The organism is Stutzerimonas urumqiensis (assembly GCF_003640395.1).
Lineage (GTDB): Bacteria > Pseudomonadota > Gammaproteobacteria > Pseudomonadales > Pseudomonadaceae > Stutzerimonas > Stutzerimonas urumqiensis.
In genome coordinates this window covers 47,770-66,145 of sequence record NZ_RBZQ01000002.1, presented here as the reverse complement: position 1 = coordinate 66,145, position 18,376 = coordinate 47,770, and the positions used below count along the sequence as shown (strand labels likewise).

Below are 18,376 nucleotides of genomic sequence, written 5' to 3'. Positions count from 1 at the left end.
CTTCTTTTAGCGAGCCTTGATGACTGACGTTTTTCAATCCGGTCCGGACGACATCCAGATCGTTCGGCGTGAAACCTGCTTCAGCGGTTTCTACCGCCTGCAGCGGTTGCATTTCCGCCATCGACTCTTCAGCGGTGGCATGAGCCCCGAGATCGAGCGCGAACTGTTCGTGCGGCACGATGCCGTCTGCGTGCTGCCCTATGACGTGGCGCGCGATCGCGTGGTGCTGATCGAACAGTTTCGCGTCGGCGCCATTGGCAAGGTGGCCAATCCCTGGCTGATCGAGCTGGTCGCCGGGCTGATCGACAAAGATGAGCAGCCCGAGGAGGTCGCCCGGCGTGAGGCGGTCGAGGAGGCCGGTCTGTCGCTCGGTCAGTTGATGCCCATCACCAACTACCTGCCGTCTCCGGGCGGCAGTGACGAGTTCGTTCACCTGTTTCTCGGCAGCTGCGACAGCGAAGGCGCCGGCGGGATTCACGGCCTTGTCGACGAAGGCGAAGACATCCGCGTGCATGTCTGGCCGCTCGACGAGGCCCTCGCCCAGGTCGCGGACGGCCGCATCGGCAACGCGGCAACCATCATCGCGCTGCAATGGCTGGGGCTGAACCGCCAGCGCGTGCGCGGGGCGTGGGCATGAGGCCGGTGCGCGAGCGTTACCGCGTCGACCTGCTGGAGTTGCAGGCGGCCTGTGAGGCCAACTATCTCCGGTTGGTGCGTCTCTTGCCGGACATGCGCGAGCAGTCGGCGGTACGCCGTATCGCGATCAGCCAGGGCGACCGGTTGATTGGCGTGCTGGCATTAGAAGTCATCGAGACGTGCCCGTACACCACGACCCTGAAGGTCAGCCAGACCCACTGCCTGCCCTGGTTGCCCGTGCCGAGCCTGGAAGTGCGCGTCTACCATGACGCGCGCATGGCCGAAGTCATCGGCGCACAGAACGCCCGCCGCTTTCGCAGCATCTATGCCTATCCGAACGCGGCGATGCATCAGCCCGATGAGAAGGCCCAGCTCAACCTTTTTCTAGGTGAGTGGCTCAGCCATTGCCTGGCGTGTGGGCACGAAGTCGAACCGGTGCTTTGAGCCCCGGATCGTCGACCGGATCGCCCGCAGCTTTGAGCGCCGTATCTGTGACCCATGCCCGGTTGGCGGGTTTACCCCCCCAAACGGCCGGCACCATAATGGCCGCATTGCGCTGTTAGGAGTTGCGTCGTGGCGAGCGTGCCCCTCAAGGCTGTCGACGGATCGGTGCTGGTGCTCCAGCTGACCGACAGTCATCTCTTTGCCGAGGCGAGCGGCAAGCTGCTGGGGCTCGACACGGGCGACAGCCTCCAGCGTGTCATCGATCTCGCCTTGGCCGAGCAACCGGGCGTCGATCTGCTGCTGGCCAGCGGAGACCTCTCGCAGGATGGTTCGGTCGCGTCATACGAGCGCTTCAAGGCGCTGACATCGGTGATCCCGGCGGTGGCGCGCTGGTATCCCGGCAATCATGACGATCGCGACAATATGATCAGGGTCGCGCGCGGCAGTGATCTGATGAATCCGGTGATTGACATCGGTAACTGGCGCATCGTCATGCTCGATTCGCTCGTGCCGGGATCGGTGGCCGGGCACCTGGCCGATGGTCAGCTCGAACTGCTCGACGAGGCGATCGCGTCTGCGGCCGGTCGGCATGTGCTGGTCAGCTTCCATCATCATCCGGTGTCGATCGGCAGCCAGTGGATGGATCGCATCGGCTTACGCAACGCCGATGCGCTGTTCTCGGTGCTCGATCGTTACCCGCAGGTACGTGCCGTCCTCTGGGGGCACATTCACCAGGCCTTCGATGGCATGCGCAACGGCGTTCGTCTGCTGGCTTCCCCGTCGACCGGTATCCAGTTCATGCCGCGAAGCCACTCCTTCGAACTCGATAGCCGCGGGCCCGGCTACCGCTGGCTGCGACTCGCCGCCGATGGCACCCTGACCACCGGTATTTCGCGGGTCGAAGGGCTGACGTTCACGGTCGAGGAAGGCGCCACGGGCTATTGAGTCGTCATCGGCCGCGCGCTTGCAGTGCCGAGGCGGCGGCCTGTAGCCTTCCGGCTATTTGGTCCGAGCCTCGCATCCGCATGACTGAATCGCAGCCATCCATCCTCTACATTCACGGGCTCAACAGCTCGCCGTTGTCTCAGAAGGCACGGGTGCTGAGCGAAGCGATGCGGCGGATCGGCCAGTCGCAGCAGCTGCACGTTCCTGCGCTGCATCACCATCCACGCGAGGCGAGCGCCGATCTGCGGCAGGCCATCGCCCGGCTCGGTCGGCCGTTGCTGGTCGGTAGTTCGCTCGGTGGCTACTATGCGACCCACCTGGCGCAGAGCTACGGGCTCAAGGCGTTGCTGATCAATCCGGCGGTCAACCCGCATCGTCTGTTCGACGGTCATCTCGGGCCGCAGACCAACCTGTACAGCGGTGAGGTCTGGGATCTGACGCACGACCATGTAGCTGCCCTGGCCGAACTCGAAGTGGGGCCGCCGGGCGATGCGGAGCGTTTCCAGGTTTGGCTGCAGACGGGCGACGAGACGCTCGACTATCGCCAGGCCGAGGCCTTCTACCGCGGTTGCGCGGTACGCATCCAGGCCGGGGGCGATCATGGTTTCCAGGGATTTGCCGAGCGCCTGCCCGCCCTGTTGGCGTTTGCCGGCTTTGACCCATCGCTCTGGCGAGAGGCCGATTTCACCGATCTTTAAGGACAGCACCCGTTCCCATGTCTTACACCGCAGAAGCCATCGAAGTTCTTTCCGGCCTCGACCCGGTGCGCAAGCGCCCCGGCATGTACACCGACACGTCCCGCCCCAACCACCTGGCGCAGGAAGTGATCGACAACAGCGTCGACGAGGCCTTGGCCGGGCATGCCAAGTCGGTGCAGGTCATCCTGCATGCGGACAACTCGCTCGAGGTGATCGACGACGGACGCGGCATGCCGGTGGACATCCACCCGGAGGAGGGCGTGCCGGGGGTGGAGCTGATCCTGACCAAGCTGCATGCCGGCGGTAAGTTCTCCAACAAGAACTACCAGTTTTCCGGTGGTTTGCATGGGGTGGGCATCTCGGTGGTCAATGCGCTCTCGACGAGCGTGATCGTGACCGTCAAGCGCGATGGCAGCGAGTACCGGATGGGCTTCGCCGATGGCTTCAAGGCCAGCGAGCTGGAGGTCGTCGGCAGCGTAGGCAAGCGCAACACCGGGACCAGCGTCCACTTCTGGCCGGACCCTAAGTACTTCGATTCGCCCAAGTTCTCGGTCAGCCGCCTCAAGCATGTGCTCAAGGCCAAGGCGGTGCTTTGTCCGGGGTTGTCGGTCAGCTTCGAAGACAAGGCCAGCGGCGAGAAGGTCGAGTGGCATTACGAGGATGGCCTGCGCTCCTACCTGGCCGATGCGGTCAGCGAATACCCACGGCTGCCCGAAGAGCCCTTCACCGGCGTGCTCGCCGGCGAGAAGGAGGCGGTCGACTGGGCGCTCCTGTGGCTGCCCGAGGGTGGCGACGGGGTGCAGGAGAGCTACGTCAACCTGATTCCTACCGCCCAGGGCGGCACCCACGTCAACGGTCTGCGGCAGGGTTTGCTCGATGCGATGCGCGAGTTCTGCGAGTTCCGCAACCTGCTGCCGCGCGGGATGAAGCTCGCGCCCGAAGATGTCTGGGAGCGGATCGCGTTCGTCCTCTCGATGAAGATGCAAGAGCCGCAATTCTCGGGACAGACCAAGGAGCGTTTGTCATCGCGCGAGGCGGCGGCCTTTGTCTCGGGCGTGGTCAAGGACGCCTTCAGCCTCTGGCTCAACGCCCATCCGGAATTAGGCCTGCAACTGGCCGAGCTGGCGATCAGCAATGCCGGCCGCCGTTTGAAGGCTGGCAAGAAGGTCGAGCGCAAGAAGATCACCCAGGGCCCGGCGCTGCCCGGCAAGCTCGCCGACTGCGCAGGCCAGGATCCGATGCGCGCCGAGCTGTTCCTGGTGGAAGGCGACTCCGCCGGCGGCTCGGCCAAGCAGGCGCGGGACAAGGAATTCCAGGCGATCATGCCGCTGCGCGGGAAGATCCTGAACACCTGGGAAGTGGATGGCGGTGAAGTGCTCGCCAGCCAGGAGGTGCACGACATCGCCGTGGCCATCGGCGTCGATCCGGGCGCCGAGGACCTGGGCCAGCTGCGCTACGGCAAAATCTGCATCCTGGCCGACGCCGACTCCGACGGCCTGCACATCGCCACGTTGCTCTGTGCGCTGTTCGTGCGTCACTTCCGGCCGCTGGTCGATGCCGGCCACGTATTCGTCGCGATGCCACCGCTCTACCGCATCGATCTCGGCAAGGAGGTGCACTACGCGCTGGATGAAGCCGAGCGAGACGGCATCCTCGAGCGGCTGCTGGCCGAGAAGAAGCGCGGCAAACCGCAGGTCACCCGCTTCAAGGGCCTGGGCGAGATGAATCCGTTGCAGCTGCGCGAAACCACGATGGATCCGAACACCCGTCGCCTCGTTCAGCTGACACTGGATGACTTCGAAGCGACGCGCGAAATGATGGACATGCTGTTGGCCAAGAAGCGCGCCAGCGATCGCAAGGGCTGGCTCGAGACCAAAGGCAATCTGGCCGAGGTGCTGATTTGATCCGCGCCGGGCTGGCGGCCCTGGTGATGCTGGCCGGCCAGGCGGTCGCGGCGTCCTCGGCGTCCGAGGCGCAGACTGCCGATGCGGTGCCGGAGCTGGCATTGGTCACCGAGGCCGTGGTCGACGGCATGCCGAGCGGCAATCTCTCTGGCCTCGCGCGCTGCGGCGCCGAGCTGTGGGTCGTCTCCGATCGCGACGATGGCCGGCTCTATCGCCTGGAGGAAGGCGAATCGGGCTGGACGGCGATTGAAGAATCCTTCCTCGCGCCGCCGCCACCGGCGGGTGGCCTGCCTTGGGGATTGCGCGTACGGGCGTGGGTCAGCGCGCAGGTTCGCGGAGGGGCGATGGATTTCGAGGGGCTGGCCTGCGATGCGCTTGGCAATCGCTATCTGGTCAGCGAGGCGCATGCCGCGGTGTTGCGGCTCAACCCGGCCGGGACGGCCGACTGGCTGGCGCTGCCCGCATCGCCGGTGCGCCAGGGCCGGGCCAGCGGGATGTTGCTGGGCTTCAATGCCGGATTCGAAGGCATCGCCGTCGATCCCGAGGCGGGCCGGCTATGGCTGGCCGCGGAGCGTGAGCGCCGGGGCCTGGTGGTGCTGCATGGCAACCAGAGCGGCTGGCGCTGCACCGGTGGATGCGTGCTGCTCGCCGAGGGCGGCACCGAGGCGACCCCGCCGGCCCTCGGCGCCCGGCAGCAGTCCCGGAGCTTTTCCGGGCTGGCCTTCCATGATGGCAAGCTGTTCACGCTGGAGCGCACCAGCCATCGCATCTGTCGGCGCGATGCCAGCAATGGGGTGGCGGAGCGGTGCTGGTCCTACGCGGATGCGGCGAGCGCGGAGGGGCGCCGCTACGACACGCCTTACGGCACCGCCGAAGCGCTCGTGATCGATGCCGAGGGCGCCTGGATCGGGGTCGACAACAATGGCAAGCCGCGTGCCGACGGCGAGCGCCGGCCGGTCGTCTGGCGCTTCGCCGCGCCGAAGGGCGGCTGGAGCGCCGCCCAGTGAGCCAGCCGGTCGGGCGCCGGGCGGGCCGCGTCATGCTGGTCCTCGCGTGGGGCATGGGACTTTTCCTGGCGACGCGGTTCTTCGCGGACTGGGAACAGGGCCGGCTCAACCCCAACACCGAGCCGGTGTCGGCGCACCAGGGCAATCGCATCGAGGTGCTGCTCGAGGCCAACGTACAGGGCCACTTCGTCGCCTCGGGAAAGATCAATGGCGAGCCGGTGGTGTTCCTGCTCGACACCGGCGCCACCGACGTGGCGATTTCCGATGAGCTGGCCGATTCGCTCGGCCTCTCGCTAGGCGCCGCCGTGACCCTGCAGACGGCCAACGGGCAGACCCGTGGCTATCGCACCCGGCTCGATCGCCTCGAACTCGGTGACATCGTGCTGCGCGATGTCGCCGCGCTGGTCGCCCCCGGTTTCGACGGCGAGCAGGTGTTGCTCGGCATGAGCGCCCTCAGCCAACTCGAATTCACCCAGCGCGCCGGCACCCTGGTGCTGCGGCAGCAACGGCCGACTCGATGACTGCTCTGATACAGGCGACGGTGCCGGTGCTGGCCTCGCTGGACTTCGCCGAAACCCAGGCGTTCTACACCCGGTTTCTCGGCTTTCAGGCCCTGCTGCAAGCGCCCGACTACCTGATCCTGGCGCGCGACGGGGCCGAGTTGCACTTCTGGCTCTGCCCCGAGCGACACCTGGCGGAAAACACCTCCTGCTACGTGCGCACCGGCGATTGCCAGGCCCTGCATGCGGAGTTCAGCGCACGCGGCTTGAGCCTCGCGGAGCCGATCGTCCGGCCCTGGGGCATGAAAGAACTCTATGTCACGGACCTCCACGGCAATTTGCTCAAGTTCGGTGAGCAGCGGCCGTGAGTCATACACCCTTATCTGAAGAAAACTGCCGATGAGCGAATCACTCGACCTGAGCCTGGATGGCGTTGAGCGGCGTTCCCTCGCCGACTTCACCGAGCAGGCGTACCTCAACTATTCCATGTACGTGATCATGGATCGCGCCTTGCCGCACGTCGGTGACGGCCTCAAACCGGTGCAGCGGCGCATCGTCTACGCCATGAGCGAGCTGGGCCTGGACGCCGACGCCAAGCACAAGAAGTCGGCGCGCACCGTCGGCGACGTGCTCGGCAAGTTCCATCCGCACGGCGACAGCGCCTGCTACGAGGCGATGGTGCTGATGGCCCAGCCCTTCAGCTACCGTTACACGCTGGTCGATGGCCAGGGCAACTGGGGCGCGCCGGACGATCCGAAGTCCTTCGCCGCGATGCGTTATACCGAGGCGCGGCTGTCGCGCTATTCCGAGGTGCTGCTGTCCGAGCTGGGGCAGGGCACGGTCGATTGGGTGCCCAACTTCGACGGTACCCTCGAGGAGCCGGCGACGCTGCCCGCGCGCCTGCCGAACCTGCTGCTCAACGGCACCACGGGCATTGCCGTCGGCATGGCGACCGACGTCCCGCCGCACAACTTGCGGGAGGTCGCTGCGGCCTGCGTGCGCCTGCTGGACGAGCCGCAGGCGACCGTCGAGCAGCTGTGCGAACACGTACAGGGTCCGGACTTCCCGACCGAGGCGGAGATCGTCACGCCGCGCGCCGACCTGCTGAAGCTCTACGAGAGCGGCCGTGGCTCGGTGCGGATGCGCGCGGTGTACCGGGTCGAGGACGGCGACGTGGTGGTCACGGCGCTGCCCCACCAGGTGTCGGGTGCGAAGGTGCTCGAGCAGATCGCCTCGCAGATGCAGGCCAAGAAACTGCCGATGGTTGCGGACCTGCGCGACGAATCGGATCACGAGAATCCGTGCCGCATCGTCATCATTCCGCGCTCGAACCGGGTCGACGTCGAGGCGCTGATGCAGCACCTCTTCGCCACGACGGACCTCGAGAGCAGCTACCGCGTCAACATGAACGTAATCGGCCTCGACGCCCGCCCGCAGGTCAAGAACCTGCGCGTGCTGCTCGGCGAGTGGCTGACCTACCGCATCGGCACGGTTCGCCGACGCCTTCAGTTCCGCCTGGACAAGGTCGAGCGGCGGCTGCATCTGTTGGAAGGCTTGCTGGTCGCCTTCCTCAATCTGGACGAAGTCATCCACATCATTCGTACCGAGGATCAGCCCAAGCCCGTGCTCATGGCGCGTTTCGCGCTCTCCGAGCTGCAGGCCGACTACATCCTGGACACGCGACTGCGGCAATTGGCGCGTCTCGAGGAAATGAAGATTCGCGGCGAGCAGGACGAGCTGGCCAAGGAGCGCGAGCGCTTGCTGGCGCTGCTCGGCAGCGAGGCCAAGCTCAAGAAACTGGTCCGCAAGGAATTGCTCGAAGACGCCGAGAAGTACGGCGATGCGCGCCGCTCGCCGATCGTCGAGCGCGTCGAGGCACGGGCGCTGGCCGAAAACGAATTGATGCCCTCCGAGCCGATCACCGTGGTGCTGTCTGAGAAGGGCTGGGTTCGCGCCGCCAAGGGCCACGACATCGAGCCGGCCGGCCTGTCGTACAAGGCCGGCGACGCCTTCAAGGTCGCCGCGCCGGGCCGCTCCAACCAGTTCGCGGTGTTCATCGACAGCACCGGCCGCAGCTATTCGCTGGCCGCGCATTCGCTGCCATCCGCGCGCGGCCAGGGCGAGCCGCTGACCGGTCGTCTGACGCCACCGCCGGGGGCCGGATTCGAATGCGTGCTGCTGCCGGACGACGATGCGCTGTATGTGCTGGCGTCCGATGCCGGCTACGGCTTCGTCGTGAAGGGCGAGGACCTGCAAGCCAAGAACAAGGCTGGCAAGACGCTGCTGTCGTTGCCGGCGGGCGCCCGCGTGATCGCGCCGCGGCCGGTGACCAGCCGCGAGGACGACTGGCTGGCCGCGGTGACCACCGAGGGGCGGTTGCTGGTGTTCCCGGTGCGCGACCTGCCGCAACTGGCCAAGGGCAAGGGCAACAAGATCATCGGTATCCCGGGCGAGCGCGTCGCCAGCCGGGACGAGTACCTGACCGATCTGGCCATCCTGCCGCCCGGCGCCACGCTGGTCCTGCAGGCCGGCAAGCGGACGCTGTCACTGCGAGCCGACGACCTGGAGCACTACAAGGGCGAGCGCGGTCGGCGAGGCAACAAGCTGCCGCGCGGTTTCCAGCGGGTCGACGGGCTGCTGGTCGAAACACGTTGAACGGCGCCGGTGCTGGTGATGCGCACGCGATTCAGGGAAGATAGCGCGCTTCGATATTCAGCGCGGAAATGACGGGACAACCGTCGCACTGCGCATCGCCGCCGGTCGTTGCGTGACGGGCGGTCACCGGCCTTCTAGCGTGATGGAATGAACTTGACTCTCGTGCGATTCGCGCCCCTTTGCCTGGCGATCGGCATCGGCCTGACAGGCTGTCTCGATACCCGCCCGGTCCCGTTGTACCGGCTCGACAATGGCGATCCCCAGGTACCCGACCAGCTCGGCGCGGCCGTGCTTGTTGGCCCGGTGACGCTGGCCGACTATCTCCAGCGCGATGCGATCGTCCAGCGTCAGGCCGATGGCAGCCTGTCGGCCGATCCGGCGGACGGGCGCTGGGCGGGCAGCCTCTCTGACGATGTCACCCAGCTGCTGCTGCGGCAGCTGGCCTGGCGACTGGACAGCCAGCGGCTGTCGGCCGCCCCGGCCAGCGGGGGCTTCGATGCGGATATTCAGGTCGAGGTGACGGTCACCCGCCTCGATTCGGGTCCGCAGCATCCGGCCGTGCTCGAGGCGCAATGGCGGTTGCTCGACGAGGCCGGCAAGCAGCAGGGCATGCGCATGATTCGCCTGCAAGAGCGTCACGACGGCACCACGGCGGGACAGGTGCAGGCGCAGAGCCTGTTGCTGCAGCGACTCAGCGAAGAACTGGCCCTCGCCATCCAGCCCAAGCTCGCGGCACGCGAAGAAGCGCAGAAGCGAGCCATCGCCCGGCGTCGCGCGGCGGCCCAGCCCAAGCCGGAATCCAACACCGAAGCCCGCCCGGCGCTCAAGCCGTTGCGTACGGACCTCGAGGTGTATCGCTTCTGACGCTACGGGTGGCGGTTGCCATCCTGTATGCGCTCTAGCTGCCGCTCGACCAGCGCCGGATAAGGCTCGAGCAGCCGCTCCACGCAGCAGGCTCCCTCGGGGCTGGCGATGGGCCTGATACGAACGCGCTGACGCACGAGCGGATCGTCGCCGATGACGCGCTCCACCAGCAGCAGGTTGCGGCTGTGCTGGGACATCGCCAGCGCGGCCTGCGCCGGATCGCTCAACAGCAGTTCTGCCTGGCCGAGGTCATTCAGGGTCTCGCCATGCGTCAGCCCGAGCTGGATCTGCAGGGTGATGCCGCTGTCCGCCACCTCGACCTGCAAGGCGTGCCCGAGCGCACGCAGAAGCTCGCCGCAGCACAAGGCGTGGGTCAGGTAGTTCTCTTCGTCATCCTGGCTGTGGAACAGCATCAGGCTGCTGCCATCGTTGAGGGTGTGCAGCTCAGCCTGATAGAGCGTCGCCGCCCGCTCGAGGCAATCCCGGTAGCGCTGGAGCAGGTCGACGAGGCGAGCCCGCGGCAGTCGCCGCAGCTGATCCTGCGCACCGAGCTGGACGGCCAGCACCGCGGTGCGTGACGGTGCCTCCGGCGGCGCAACGATCGCCGGCGCGGCGAGCGGCGCATCGTCTTCGTCTTCGTCGGACCAGTCCGCTTCATCGTCCAGGCGGGGCGCCGCCGGCGATCGAGGCATGGCCGGCGCCGGGTCGTCAGGATCGCTACGCAGGTCCGGCACCTCGAACTCATCCTCGGCGTCATCGAACGCGCGGCTGTCGTCGTCGAACGGGTCGTTCAGAGAGTCATCGAGCAGGGGGATGTCATCGTCGAGTTCGTCATCCTCGACCGGTGGTTTTTCGGGCACCAGCCGCGCCTGGAGCTGCCGGGCCAGGTCGCCGATTTCGTCCAGCCGCCCGGCGCCGGGGGCGGGGTCGTCGGGATCGCGAAGCCACAGGCGCAGCTGCATCAGCGGCAGCGAGATGTGCCGACCGAGCCGCATGCTCAGCGAGAGCGTGAGCGCCAGCAGGATCAGGCTGAGCAGGCCCATGCTTTGCAGGCTGATGGTCATCGGATGCTGGAAGCGTTCCATGTCCAGTGACAGGCGCAGATGGCCGGCGATCACCTCCTGAAAGGTGATCGGCGTGGAATACAGCCCGGGCGAGTTGCCCAGGAGCGAGCGCGACGGCGCCGTACCCGCTTCGGCGAGAACGCGGTTGTCCACGCTGTAGATCGCGGCGTGGGCCACCAGCGGGTTCTTGACCAGATTGCTGAGCAGCACGTTGAGGCTGAGGATGTCGTTGGCCACCAGCAGGTCCGTCGCGGACGCAGCGGTCTGGGTGATCAGGCTCTGGCCGAGCGCGTTGGCCTGCTGTTCCATCGCCTGACGAAATTGCATGCCCATGATCCAGGCATAGATCACCAGGGCCATGACGACCAGCAGCAGCGTATGGCTGGCAATGCGCAGCACCAGCGGCACGCGGCGCTGGCGCAGGGCTCGGTAGATCAGGAGGAAAAAATTGTCGGGCTTGACGAATGCGGGCCGGTTCACAGGGATCGGCTCTTCTCTATGAGGGAAATTGCCGCGCAGTATACGGAAAGGGCCGTGGGCGCTGAAGGTCCGCGGTCGCGTCGCGGGCGCGGATGCCTTCGCGGCTGATGTAGAATACCGCCCTCGTTTTCCTGGAGCCCGGGCCTTGCGCGAAATAGTCCTGATCAATATCACCGGGGAAGACCGCCCCGGACTCACGGCTGCGATTACCGGCGTGCTGGCCCAGCGCGGCGTGAACATCCTCGACATCGGCCAGGCGGTGATCCATGACACCCTGTCGTTCGGCATCCTGATCGAGATTCCCGGCGAAGAAGGCGCTTCCGCGGTGCTCAAGGACGTGCTCTTCATGGGCTACGAGCTTGGTCAGCAGGTGCGCTTCACGCCGGTTTCCGAGGCGGACTATGAGCAGTGGGTCGCCGGTCAGGGCAAGCCTCGCCACATCGTCACCCTGCTGACGCGCAAGGTCAGTGCCGAGCAGCTGCACCGCGTCAGTTCGATCACGGCCAAGTACGGCCTGAACATCGATCAGATCGATCGCCTCTCGGGCCGGCGCCCGCTGGACATGCCCGATGAGCTCGGCAAGGGCTGCATCGAATTCTCGGTGCGGGGCGAGCCGGCCGATCCGGCGGCTCTGCGCGCGGAGTTTCTCAGCGTGGCTCAGGCGCTGAACGTCGACATCGCCTTCCAGCGGGACTCGGTGTTCCGCCGCAATCGGCGCCTGGCGGTGTTCGACATGGACTCGACGCTCATCGAGGCCGAGGTGATCGATGAGCTGGCCAAGGCGGCCGGCGTGGGCGAGCAGGTGGCGGCGATCACGGAACGGGCGATGCGCGGCGAGCTGGATTTCCGCGCCAGCTTCACCGAGCGTCTGGCCCTGCTGCGTGGCTTGCCGGAAAGCGCGCTGGCCGAGATCGGCGCGCAGCTGCGGCTTACCGAAGGTGCGGAAGTGCTGTTCACCGAGCTCAAGCGCCTGGGCTACAAGACGGCGATCCTGTCGGGCGGTTTCACCTACTTTGCGCGTCAGCTCCAGGCGCGGCTGGGGATCGACTATGTATTCGCCAACGAATTGCAGATCGTCGATGGTCAACTGACCGGCGTGGCGGTGGAGCCGATCGTCGACGCCCAGCGCAAGGCGGATCTGCTGCGTCAGTTGGCCGAGCAGGAAGGCTTGCGCCTGGAACAGACCATTGCCGTAGGTGACGGTGCGAACGACCTGCCGATGCTCGGGCTGGCCGGGCTGGGCGTCGCTTTCCGCGCCAAGCCGCTCGTGAAACAGTCGGCCAAGCAGGCCATCTCCACCCTTGGCCTCGATGGCATCCTGTACCTGCTGGGTTATCGCGATCGCGATGGGGGCAGCGAGGGCTGAGCCCCGATGATGGCTGTGCCCCGTGGCGGCACGGCCTCACTCGTCTGGCGAGAAGTCGTAATCCATCGACTGGCTGGGCCCTTGCAGGTAGTGGCCCTGGATGTAGTTGACCCCGGCCTGCCATAGCGTCGCCAGCACGCTGGCGCTCTCGACGAAAGGCACGATGGTCAGAATGGCCTGCGAGTGAAGGCTGGCGAGCAGCGTCTTGAGCGCTTCCTGGTTCTCGGGCCGACCCAGGTCCTGGGTGTAGGAGCCGTCGACCTTCACGAAACCGGCGTTCAGGTGCTTGAGCGTGCTGAACGGATTGAGCGCACAGCCGAACTGGCTGATCGCCAACTTGCAGTGCAGCTCTTCCAGCCCCTGCGCCAGTACCTTGGCCTGTTTCAGGTAGGCGATCGCGTCCGGTTCGCTGAGTTGCAGCACCAGGGAATCCGACGGCAGCCGTGCCGCCTTCAGGGCCACGCTCAACCACGGCAGCAGGCCGGGGTCCTGCACGCTGGCGCTCGACAGGTGAATGAACAGCCGCGTGTTATGGCCCTTGGTGCGGTGCTCGGCGAGCAGCTTGATGGAATTGAGCAGCACCCAGCGATCGATCTTCGCGGCCAACCCCGCTTCCTTCGCCGCGGCGAGGAACTCGATGGGCGGCACTTCCTCGCCCTGGGGATTGAGTAGCCGTAGCAGCACTTCGTAGTGCTCGTAGGTATCGCCGCGCAGGCTGATGATCGGTTGGAACAGCAGGCGGAACCCATTGCGTTCGAGCGCCTGGCGAACCATCGCGACGATGCTGCCCCGGTTGGCCGCCGCCGCCAGTTCATCGGCCGGGTCGTAGCGCTTGAGCGCGTTGCCATCGCCGGCTTCGTCGGCGCAGCGGTGAGCGCGGTCGATGACGTCCTGTGCGCGCGCGGTCTTTTCGTCGAGCCCGGCCAGGCCGATGCTCAGGGTCAGCTGGACGGTGCGCCCGCCGATGTCGAACAGGTGAGCCTCCGCCTGCTTGAGCAGGGCGCGTAGTTCGCCTTCTGCCCCCGCCGTCGGCGAACCGGGCAACAGCGCTGTGAAGACGTCGTCGGCGAAGCGGGCGAGCGGCTGTTGCGCGCCGAAACGCGCACGCAGCAGCTGCGCCAGGTCGGACAGCAACAGGTCGGCGTCGGCCAGTCCGAGCTCGGCCTGCAGCCCGGCGAAGCGATCGATGCGGATATAGGCGAGCGAGGCTTCCTGGCCGGCGTTCACCGCGCGTTCGACGGCGGGTTCGAGCATTTCGAGGAAGCGGTTGCGGTTGTACAGCCCTGTGACGAGATCCTGGCTGCTGATCTCGCGCAGCTTTTCCTCGAGCCCGGCGCTGTCGCTCTCGGTGCGGATGACCACCTGAATGCAGGGTTCGCCGTCATAGGCCGCCGGAGAGAAATGCATGCGCGCCTTGAAGTTGCCGCCATCGGCACGGACGCCGCCACAAACCAGCTCGGCGCTGCCTTCCTGGTGCTGGTAGCTCTTGAGGAATTCCTTGAAATTGACCTGGTCGCAGCTGGCGATCAGGTCGATCATCGGCATGCCCTCCAGCTCCTCGACGTCGTCGTAGCCGAACAGTTCGAGGTAGGTGCGGTTGGCATAGATGTGCATGCCATCGTGAACGTAGGCGATGGCATCGACCGAGCTGTCGAGCAGCAGCTGGCAGCGTTTCTCCGCTTCACGCAAGGCGACTTCGGCGGCGCGACGTGCGCGTCGCTCTTCGAGGTTGGCCAGTTCACGATCGGCGATCAGCACCAGACGCTCGTCTTCGCCCTGCGGAACGGCGTCTTGCGCGCCGAGTGCGAGCGCTTCGGTGATGGCGTCGGAGTCGTTGCCCTCGATGAGCCGTATCACCGGGATGTCCTTGGCATGCCGGCGGATCGCCGAAACGGCCTGGGTCGGATCGAGCGCGGCGCTGCTCGGCGCGGTGATGAGCAGGTCCCAGATCTGGCCGAGCGAGGCTTCGAGGTCTTCGGCGGAGGTCACGCGGTGTACGCGTGTCGCGCGACCGGCGTTACGGAACAAGCTGACCAGGCGCTCAGCTTCGTTCTGAGAGTCCTCGAGGATCAGAAGGCGGATGGTTTTCTTGTCCAGGGCCATGACAGACAGCTCAGGCGCGCCGTCCGGCACGTCGGGGAAAATAGGGGCGAGCCGGCAATCTACAGAGACTTCCAAAGTGAGTCAAAGTCTTCGGGCCCCCCGTCCGGCTTGGTTCCGCGGGCTGTGACGGGCATCTCTGCCGTGACTATGGCGGTGTCGAGCGCACGGAATTCGAACTGACTGAAACTGCTCGTTCCGGCGATACGCTGACTGAGGATCGCGCGCCGCTCGCCACCGTCGATGGCGAGTTCGACCTTGTGTCCTTCCTGGAACGGGACGCGGGGTGCGATGAGTGTCGCCGGGCGGGAAATCGCGGCGATGGCAGGGAGGATCAGCGCCCGCAGGTACTGGCTGCCCTGGTCCTGCTTGCGCACCAGGCGTAGCCCGACGGACCGGGCGCCAGGGCCGATCAGCTCGATACCCGTGTCGGTACCGTCGCGGACCTGCCGGATCCAACGCACCACCGCGAGGTTCCAGGGCGTCGCATCGTCCAGCTTGAACGCCAGCAGTTCGCCGGCTTGCAGCAGTGGCGGTACCTCGCTCCAGCGCAGGCAGTAGCCGCCGGGGCTCTGGTTGACGACCTGGGCGGTCTGGGTCGGATAGCTTTCCTCGGCGGACGGGGCCGGCGCGTTACGGGCGGTAAATTCGATCTGCTCTTGTCCCAGACCGCCGATAAGCCCGGGGCGGCGCGCATCGAACGCCGATGCCCAGACATCGGGCTCGCCGCCCTGCAGGGTGAAGGTCGCCGAACCGGCCGCCTTCGGGTGTGCTATCACCGCATCGAACGGCCGTTTCCCGGCGAGGTAGAAGTGAATGGCGCTCATGCCGACGCACACTTCGAGCGCGCCCTCGCCGCGCGTGCGCTGGAAGCTCCGCTCCGAGGTATTGCCCCAGGCGGCCCGAAGATGGCACAGCGCATCCTCGCCCAGCGCAGTCGGCACGGCCAGCGCGGCGGGCTCTGCGTCGGGCATGGCGAGGTGACGGTCAAGTGCCTCGACCAACGCCGAGGTGTCGAGGCCCAGCCCCCGGATGGCTTCGCTCTCGCTCAATTGGGCGCGGTAGCGGGGCGGGGCGTCGATGCGTACCGGCACGACGAACGTCGAGGTCCGTTCAACGGCGGGGCGCAGGCGGGCGAGCGGTGCCCAGCTCTCCAGCGCTTCGGCGATACAGGCGATGTGGCCCTGGCGAATCTGGTTCAGCCGCGCGCAGCCCAGGAGCAGCGACGCGAGGTAGGTGTGCTCGACACTCAGGCCCGGCGCATGGCGCATGAGATCGTCCTTGACCACGAGGCGGTTGAGTTCACGCTCGAGGGCGATCCGATACAACTGATGCAGCTCGAGCCAGAGGCCTTCGGGAACCGGACAGTACAGCTGGCAGGCGCGCACCAGCGGGCCACGCAGGCTATGCAGCGCACGTTGCAGCGCGACCGCCATCAGCTGCGGACGAGGCTTGTCGGGCGTGGAGGCCAGGCGCGCGACGATCAGCTTGTAGCCCGTCGCAAGGTGACTCTGTAGCGCCTGGCAGAGACTGGCGATCTTGCGGGCGCGCTCGTCCAGCACCACGGGCTGGTTGAGGAGATGGCGTTCGAGCAACTGGCAGGCCAGGTGAACTTCGGGCCGGAGCAGTTCGAGCATCTGCAGCCGATTTTCCGAGGGCGTGCGCAGCTGGTTGAGTTCGATCAGCGCCTGGTACAGCTGGCGCGAACTCTCGCCGAGGTTGGCGCGGGGGAGCGCATCCAGCCAGCGCTTCATCCCTCGCGGGGAGGGCTCGCAGAAGGACAGCGTCTGGCCGGTCGGCGTGGGAATCCGCAACAGCAGGTGTGGGGTCTGACTCTCCGGCACGCAACGCTCCCGCACTCATGCGTAAAAACCTGAGCGAAACTCTAGCAGCTAGCCGTATGGATCGCAGCCTGGGGTGATGGCCGGTTGCCTTCACGCCGAATGGCATGAAGGCGCGAAGTCAATCGATGCTCGGCCGTTCGGTGTCCGAGGCCGCCGGCGGTACCGCATGGCCGAGCGCTTCGCCCATGCGGACCGGGGTCAGGGGCTGCAGCTGTTCGGCCCAGCGGATGCGCTCTTCGCCGAACAGCAGGATGACCGTGGAGCCCAGCTTGAAGCGGCCCATCTCGGCGCCCTTCTCGAGGTGGATCGGCTGACGCGCCTCGGCGTCGTACCGGACGCTCCTGAGCGTGCGCTTGGGTGGTGTCACCAGGCCCGCCCAGACGGTTTCGATGCTGGCGACGATCATCGCGCCGACCAGCACCATCGCCATCGGCCCGTACGCCGTGTCGAACAGGCAGACCACGCGCTCGTTGCGCGCGAACAGTTCCGGCACTCCCTGCGCTGTGGCCGTGTTGACCGAGAAGATCCGGCCCGGCACGTAGATCATCTCGCGCAGCGTGCCGCTGACCGGCATGTGCACGCGGTGGTAGTCGCGCGGGGATAGATAGACGGTGGCGAAGTCGCCGCCCATGAAATCCGCTGCGTGCCTGGGATCGCCGCCAAGCAGTTCGAGCACGCTGAAGCTGTGTCCCTTGGCCTGGAACACTCGGCCCTGCTCGATGCGGCCCAGCTGGCTGATCGCGCCGTCACAGGGGTTGAGGATGGCGCCGGCCGTCGTATCGAGTGGCCGGGCGCCGTCTTTCAACGCCCGGGTGAAGAACGCGTTGAAATGTTCGTACTCGGTCGGCGCTTCGACTTGTGCCTCGCGCATGTCGACCCGGAACTGGCGAATGAAGGCCTTGATCAGGGCATTCTTCAGCCAGGGCAGGCGACACTCGGCCAGGCAGCCGGCCGCGCGCGAGATCAGGTGGTGCGGCAGCAGATACTGGACGAAGACGAACAGGCGATCTTTCATAGGTGACCTTTTCATGATTGGACGGGCGTGTCGGGCAGGTTGCCCCATTCGCTCCAGGAGCCGGCGTAGCCCTTGACGTTCGGGTAACCGAGCGCCTTGGCGATCAGGTAGGTGAGGCCGGAGCGATGATGCGTCTGGCAATGCGTGACCACTTCCTTGTCCGGCGTGATGCCGAGGCCGGTCAGCCGCTCGGCGATGTCCTGCCGGATGCGCAGGCCGCGCGCCGGGTCCATCGCCTGGGTCCATTCGAAGTTGACGGCGCCGGGAATGTGCCCGCCGCGTGCCGAAAACAGGCGCTCGCCGCGGTATTCCTCGGGCGAGCGCGCATCCCAGACCACGAAATCGTCGGCGCCCAGCCGGCTTTCGATGTGCTCGCGCGTGGCGGTGGGCGTTGCATCGAACGTCAGCGTGACGACGCCGGTGTGGCTCGGCGGCACGCTTCGGGTCACCGGCCGGCCCTCGGCGAGCCAGGCGCGCAGGCCGCCGTTGAGGTAGTGGTAGCGACGGTGACCGATCACATCGAGCAACCAGATGAAGCGTCCGGCCCAGCCGCCGCCTTCGTCGTCATACACCACGTATACCGCGTCCGGGCGGTGGCCCAGCGAACCGAACAGTTGCTCCAGATGCGCCTTGGGCGGCAGCAGGCCCGGCGCCGGCGGCCGGCCAAGCTGGGTCTGCTTGGGGTCGACGAAGTGCGCACCGGGCAGGTGGCCGTCGCCATAGCGCGAGGCGCTGGTGAGATCGACCAGGATGAGTTCCGGCGACTCGAGGCGGCTCGCCAGGTCGGCGGGTTCGATTACCAGCGGCAGGGCAGAAAAGGCATCCACGGGGTCCGGTCTCGTCGATTGAGAAAG

Annotated in this window: 16 protein-coding genes; 11 read left to right on the top strand and 5 right to left on the bottom strand. The window is 66.5% G+C overall.

All coding sequences use genetic code 11. The features are described 5' to 3' along the window. Window positions 1–19 precede the first annotated feature (19 nt). The 10 genes from D7325_RS03795 (at window position 20) to D7325_RS03750 (ending at window position 9,653) form a co-directional block, all read left to right on the top strand. Window positions 20–637 carry an NUDIX domain-containing protein gene (locus D7325_RS03795; protein WP_120994210.1) on the top strand — a complete coding sequence of 206 codons (618 nt, stop codon included), beginning with the start codon at window positions 20–22 and terminating at the stop codon, window positions 635–637. Beyond that, window positions 634–1,080, top strand: a complete 447-nt coding sequence (locus tag D7325_RS03790; RefSeq protein ID WP_120994209.1) for a DUF1249 domain-containing protein — start codon at window positions 634–636, stop codon at window positions 1,078–1,080. Before D7325_RS03795 ends, D7325_RS03790 begins: the two co-directional genes overlap by 4 nt. 129 nt (window positions 1,081–1,209) lie before the next feature. Beyond that, on the top strand, window positions 1,210–2,025 hold the full coding sequence (cpdA, locus tag D7325_RS03785) for a 3',5'-cyclic-AMP phosphodiesterase (protein ID WP_120994208.1): 816 nt from the start codon (window positions 1,210–1,212) through the stop codon (window positions 2,023–2,025). A gap of 80 nt (window positions 2,026–2,105) precedes the next feature. Next, the gene (locus D7325_RS03780; RefSeq protein WP_120994207.1) at window positions 2,106–2,723 is read left to right on the top strand and encodes a YqiA/YcfP family alpha/beta fold hydrolase; all 618 of its coding nucleotides are present in this window, start codon (window positions 2,106–2,108) and stop codon (window positions 2,721–2,723) included. Window positions 2,724–2,740: 17 nt separating this feature from the next. Beyond that, window positions 2,741–4,627: a DNA topoisomerase IV subunit B gene (parE, locus tag D7325_RS03775; RefSeq protein WP_120994206.1), complete on the top strand. Its 1,887-nt coding sequence runs from the start codon at window positions 2,741–2,743 to the stop codon at window positions 4,625–4,627. A gap of 26 nt (window positions 4,628–4,653) precedes the next feature. Further along, entirely contained in the window at window positions 4,654–5,634 is a 981-nt protein-coding gene (locus D7325_RS03770) for an esterase-like activity of phytase family protein (RefSeq protein WP_120994624.1), read from the top strand. Further along, entirely contained in the window at window positions 5,631–6,155 is a 525-nt protein-coding gene (locus D7325_RS03765) for a retropepsin-like aspartic protease family protein (protein ID WP_120994205.1), read from the top strand. The genes D7325_RS03770 and D7325_RS03765 overlap by 4 nt, the downstream gene beginning before the upstream one ends. Next, window positions 6,152–6,502 (top strand): bleomycin resistance protein, encoded by a 351-nt coding sequence (locus D7325_RS03760; RefSeq protein WP_120994204.1) that lies wholly within the window; start codon window positions 6,152–6,154, stop codon window positions 6,500–6,502. The genes D7325_RS03765 and D7325_RS03760 overlap by 4 nt, the downstream gene beginning before the upstream one ends. A gap of 31 nt (window positions 6,503–6,533) precedes the next feature. Continuing rightward, a complete protein-coding gene (parC, locus tag D7325_RS03755; protein ID WP_120994203.1) occupies window positions 6,534–8,789 on the top strand; it encodes a DNA topoisomerase IV subunit A in 2,256 nt (751 codons plus the stop codon). 147 nt (window positions 8,790–8,936) lie between these two features. Next, window positions 8,937–9,653 carry a PqiC family protein gene (locus D7325_RS03750; RefSeq protein ID WP_120994202.1) on the top strand — a complete coding sequence of 239 codons (717 nt, stop codon included), beginning with the start codon at window positions 8,937–8,939 and terminating at the stop codon, window positions 9,651–9,653. Between the two features lie 2 nt (window positions 9,654–9,655). On the opposite strand, the gene D7325_RS03745 is transcribed toward D7325_RS03750, so the two are convergent. After that, the gene (locus tag D7325_RS03745) at window positions 9,656–11,197 is read right to left on the bottom strand and encodes an AhpA/YtjB family protein (RefSeq protein ID WP_120994201.1); all 1,542 of its coding nucleotides are present in this window, start codon (window positions 11,195–11,197) and stop codon (window positions 9,656–9,658) included. 145 nt (window positions 11,198–11,342) lie between these two features. Between D7325_RS03745 and serB the strand changes: the two genes are divergently transcribed. After that, entirely contained in the window at window positions 11,343–12,563 is a 1,221-nt protein-coding gene (gene serB / locus D7325_RS03740; protein WP_120994200.1) for a phosphoserine phosphatase SerB, read from the top strand. A gap of 36 nt (window positions 12,564–12,599) precedes the next feature. Here the strand turns inward: serB and D7325_RS03735 are convergent, their stop codons facing one another. From D7325_RS03735 to D7325_RS03720, 4 genes are all read right to left on the bottom strand, one after another. Next, entirely contained in the window at window positions 12,600–14,666 is a 2,067-nt protein-coding gene (locus D7325_RS03735; protein WP_120994199.1) for an EAL domain-containing response regulator, read from the bottom strand. A gap of 59 nt (window positions 14,667–14,725) precedes the next feature. Beyond that, a complete protein-coding gene (locus tag D7325_RS03730; protein ID WP_120994198.1) occupies window positions 14,726–16,507 on the bottom strand; it encodes a molecular chaperone in 1,782 nt (593 codons plus the stop codon). 118 nt (window positions 16,508–16,625) lie between these two features. Beyond that, window positions 16,626–17,522: an archaetidylserine decarboxylase gene (asd, locus tag D7325_RS03725; RefSeq protein ID WP_120994197.1), complete on the bottom strand. Its 897-nt coding sequence runs from the start codon at window positions 17,520–17,522 to the stop codon at window positions 16,626–16,628. Window positions 17,523–17,533: 11 nt separating this feature from the next. Next, window positions 17,534–18,349 (bottom strand): rhodanese-like domain-containing protein, encoded by an 816-nt coding sequence (locus D7325_RS03720; RefSeq protein ID WP_120994196.1) that lies wholly within the window; start codon window positions 18,347–18,349, stop codon window positions 17,534–17,536. Between the last annotated feature and the right edge of the window lie 27 nt (window positions 18,350–18,376).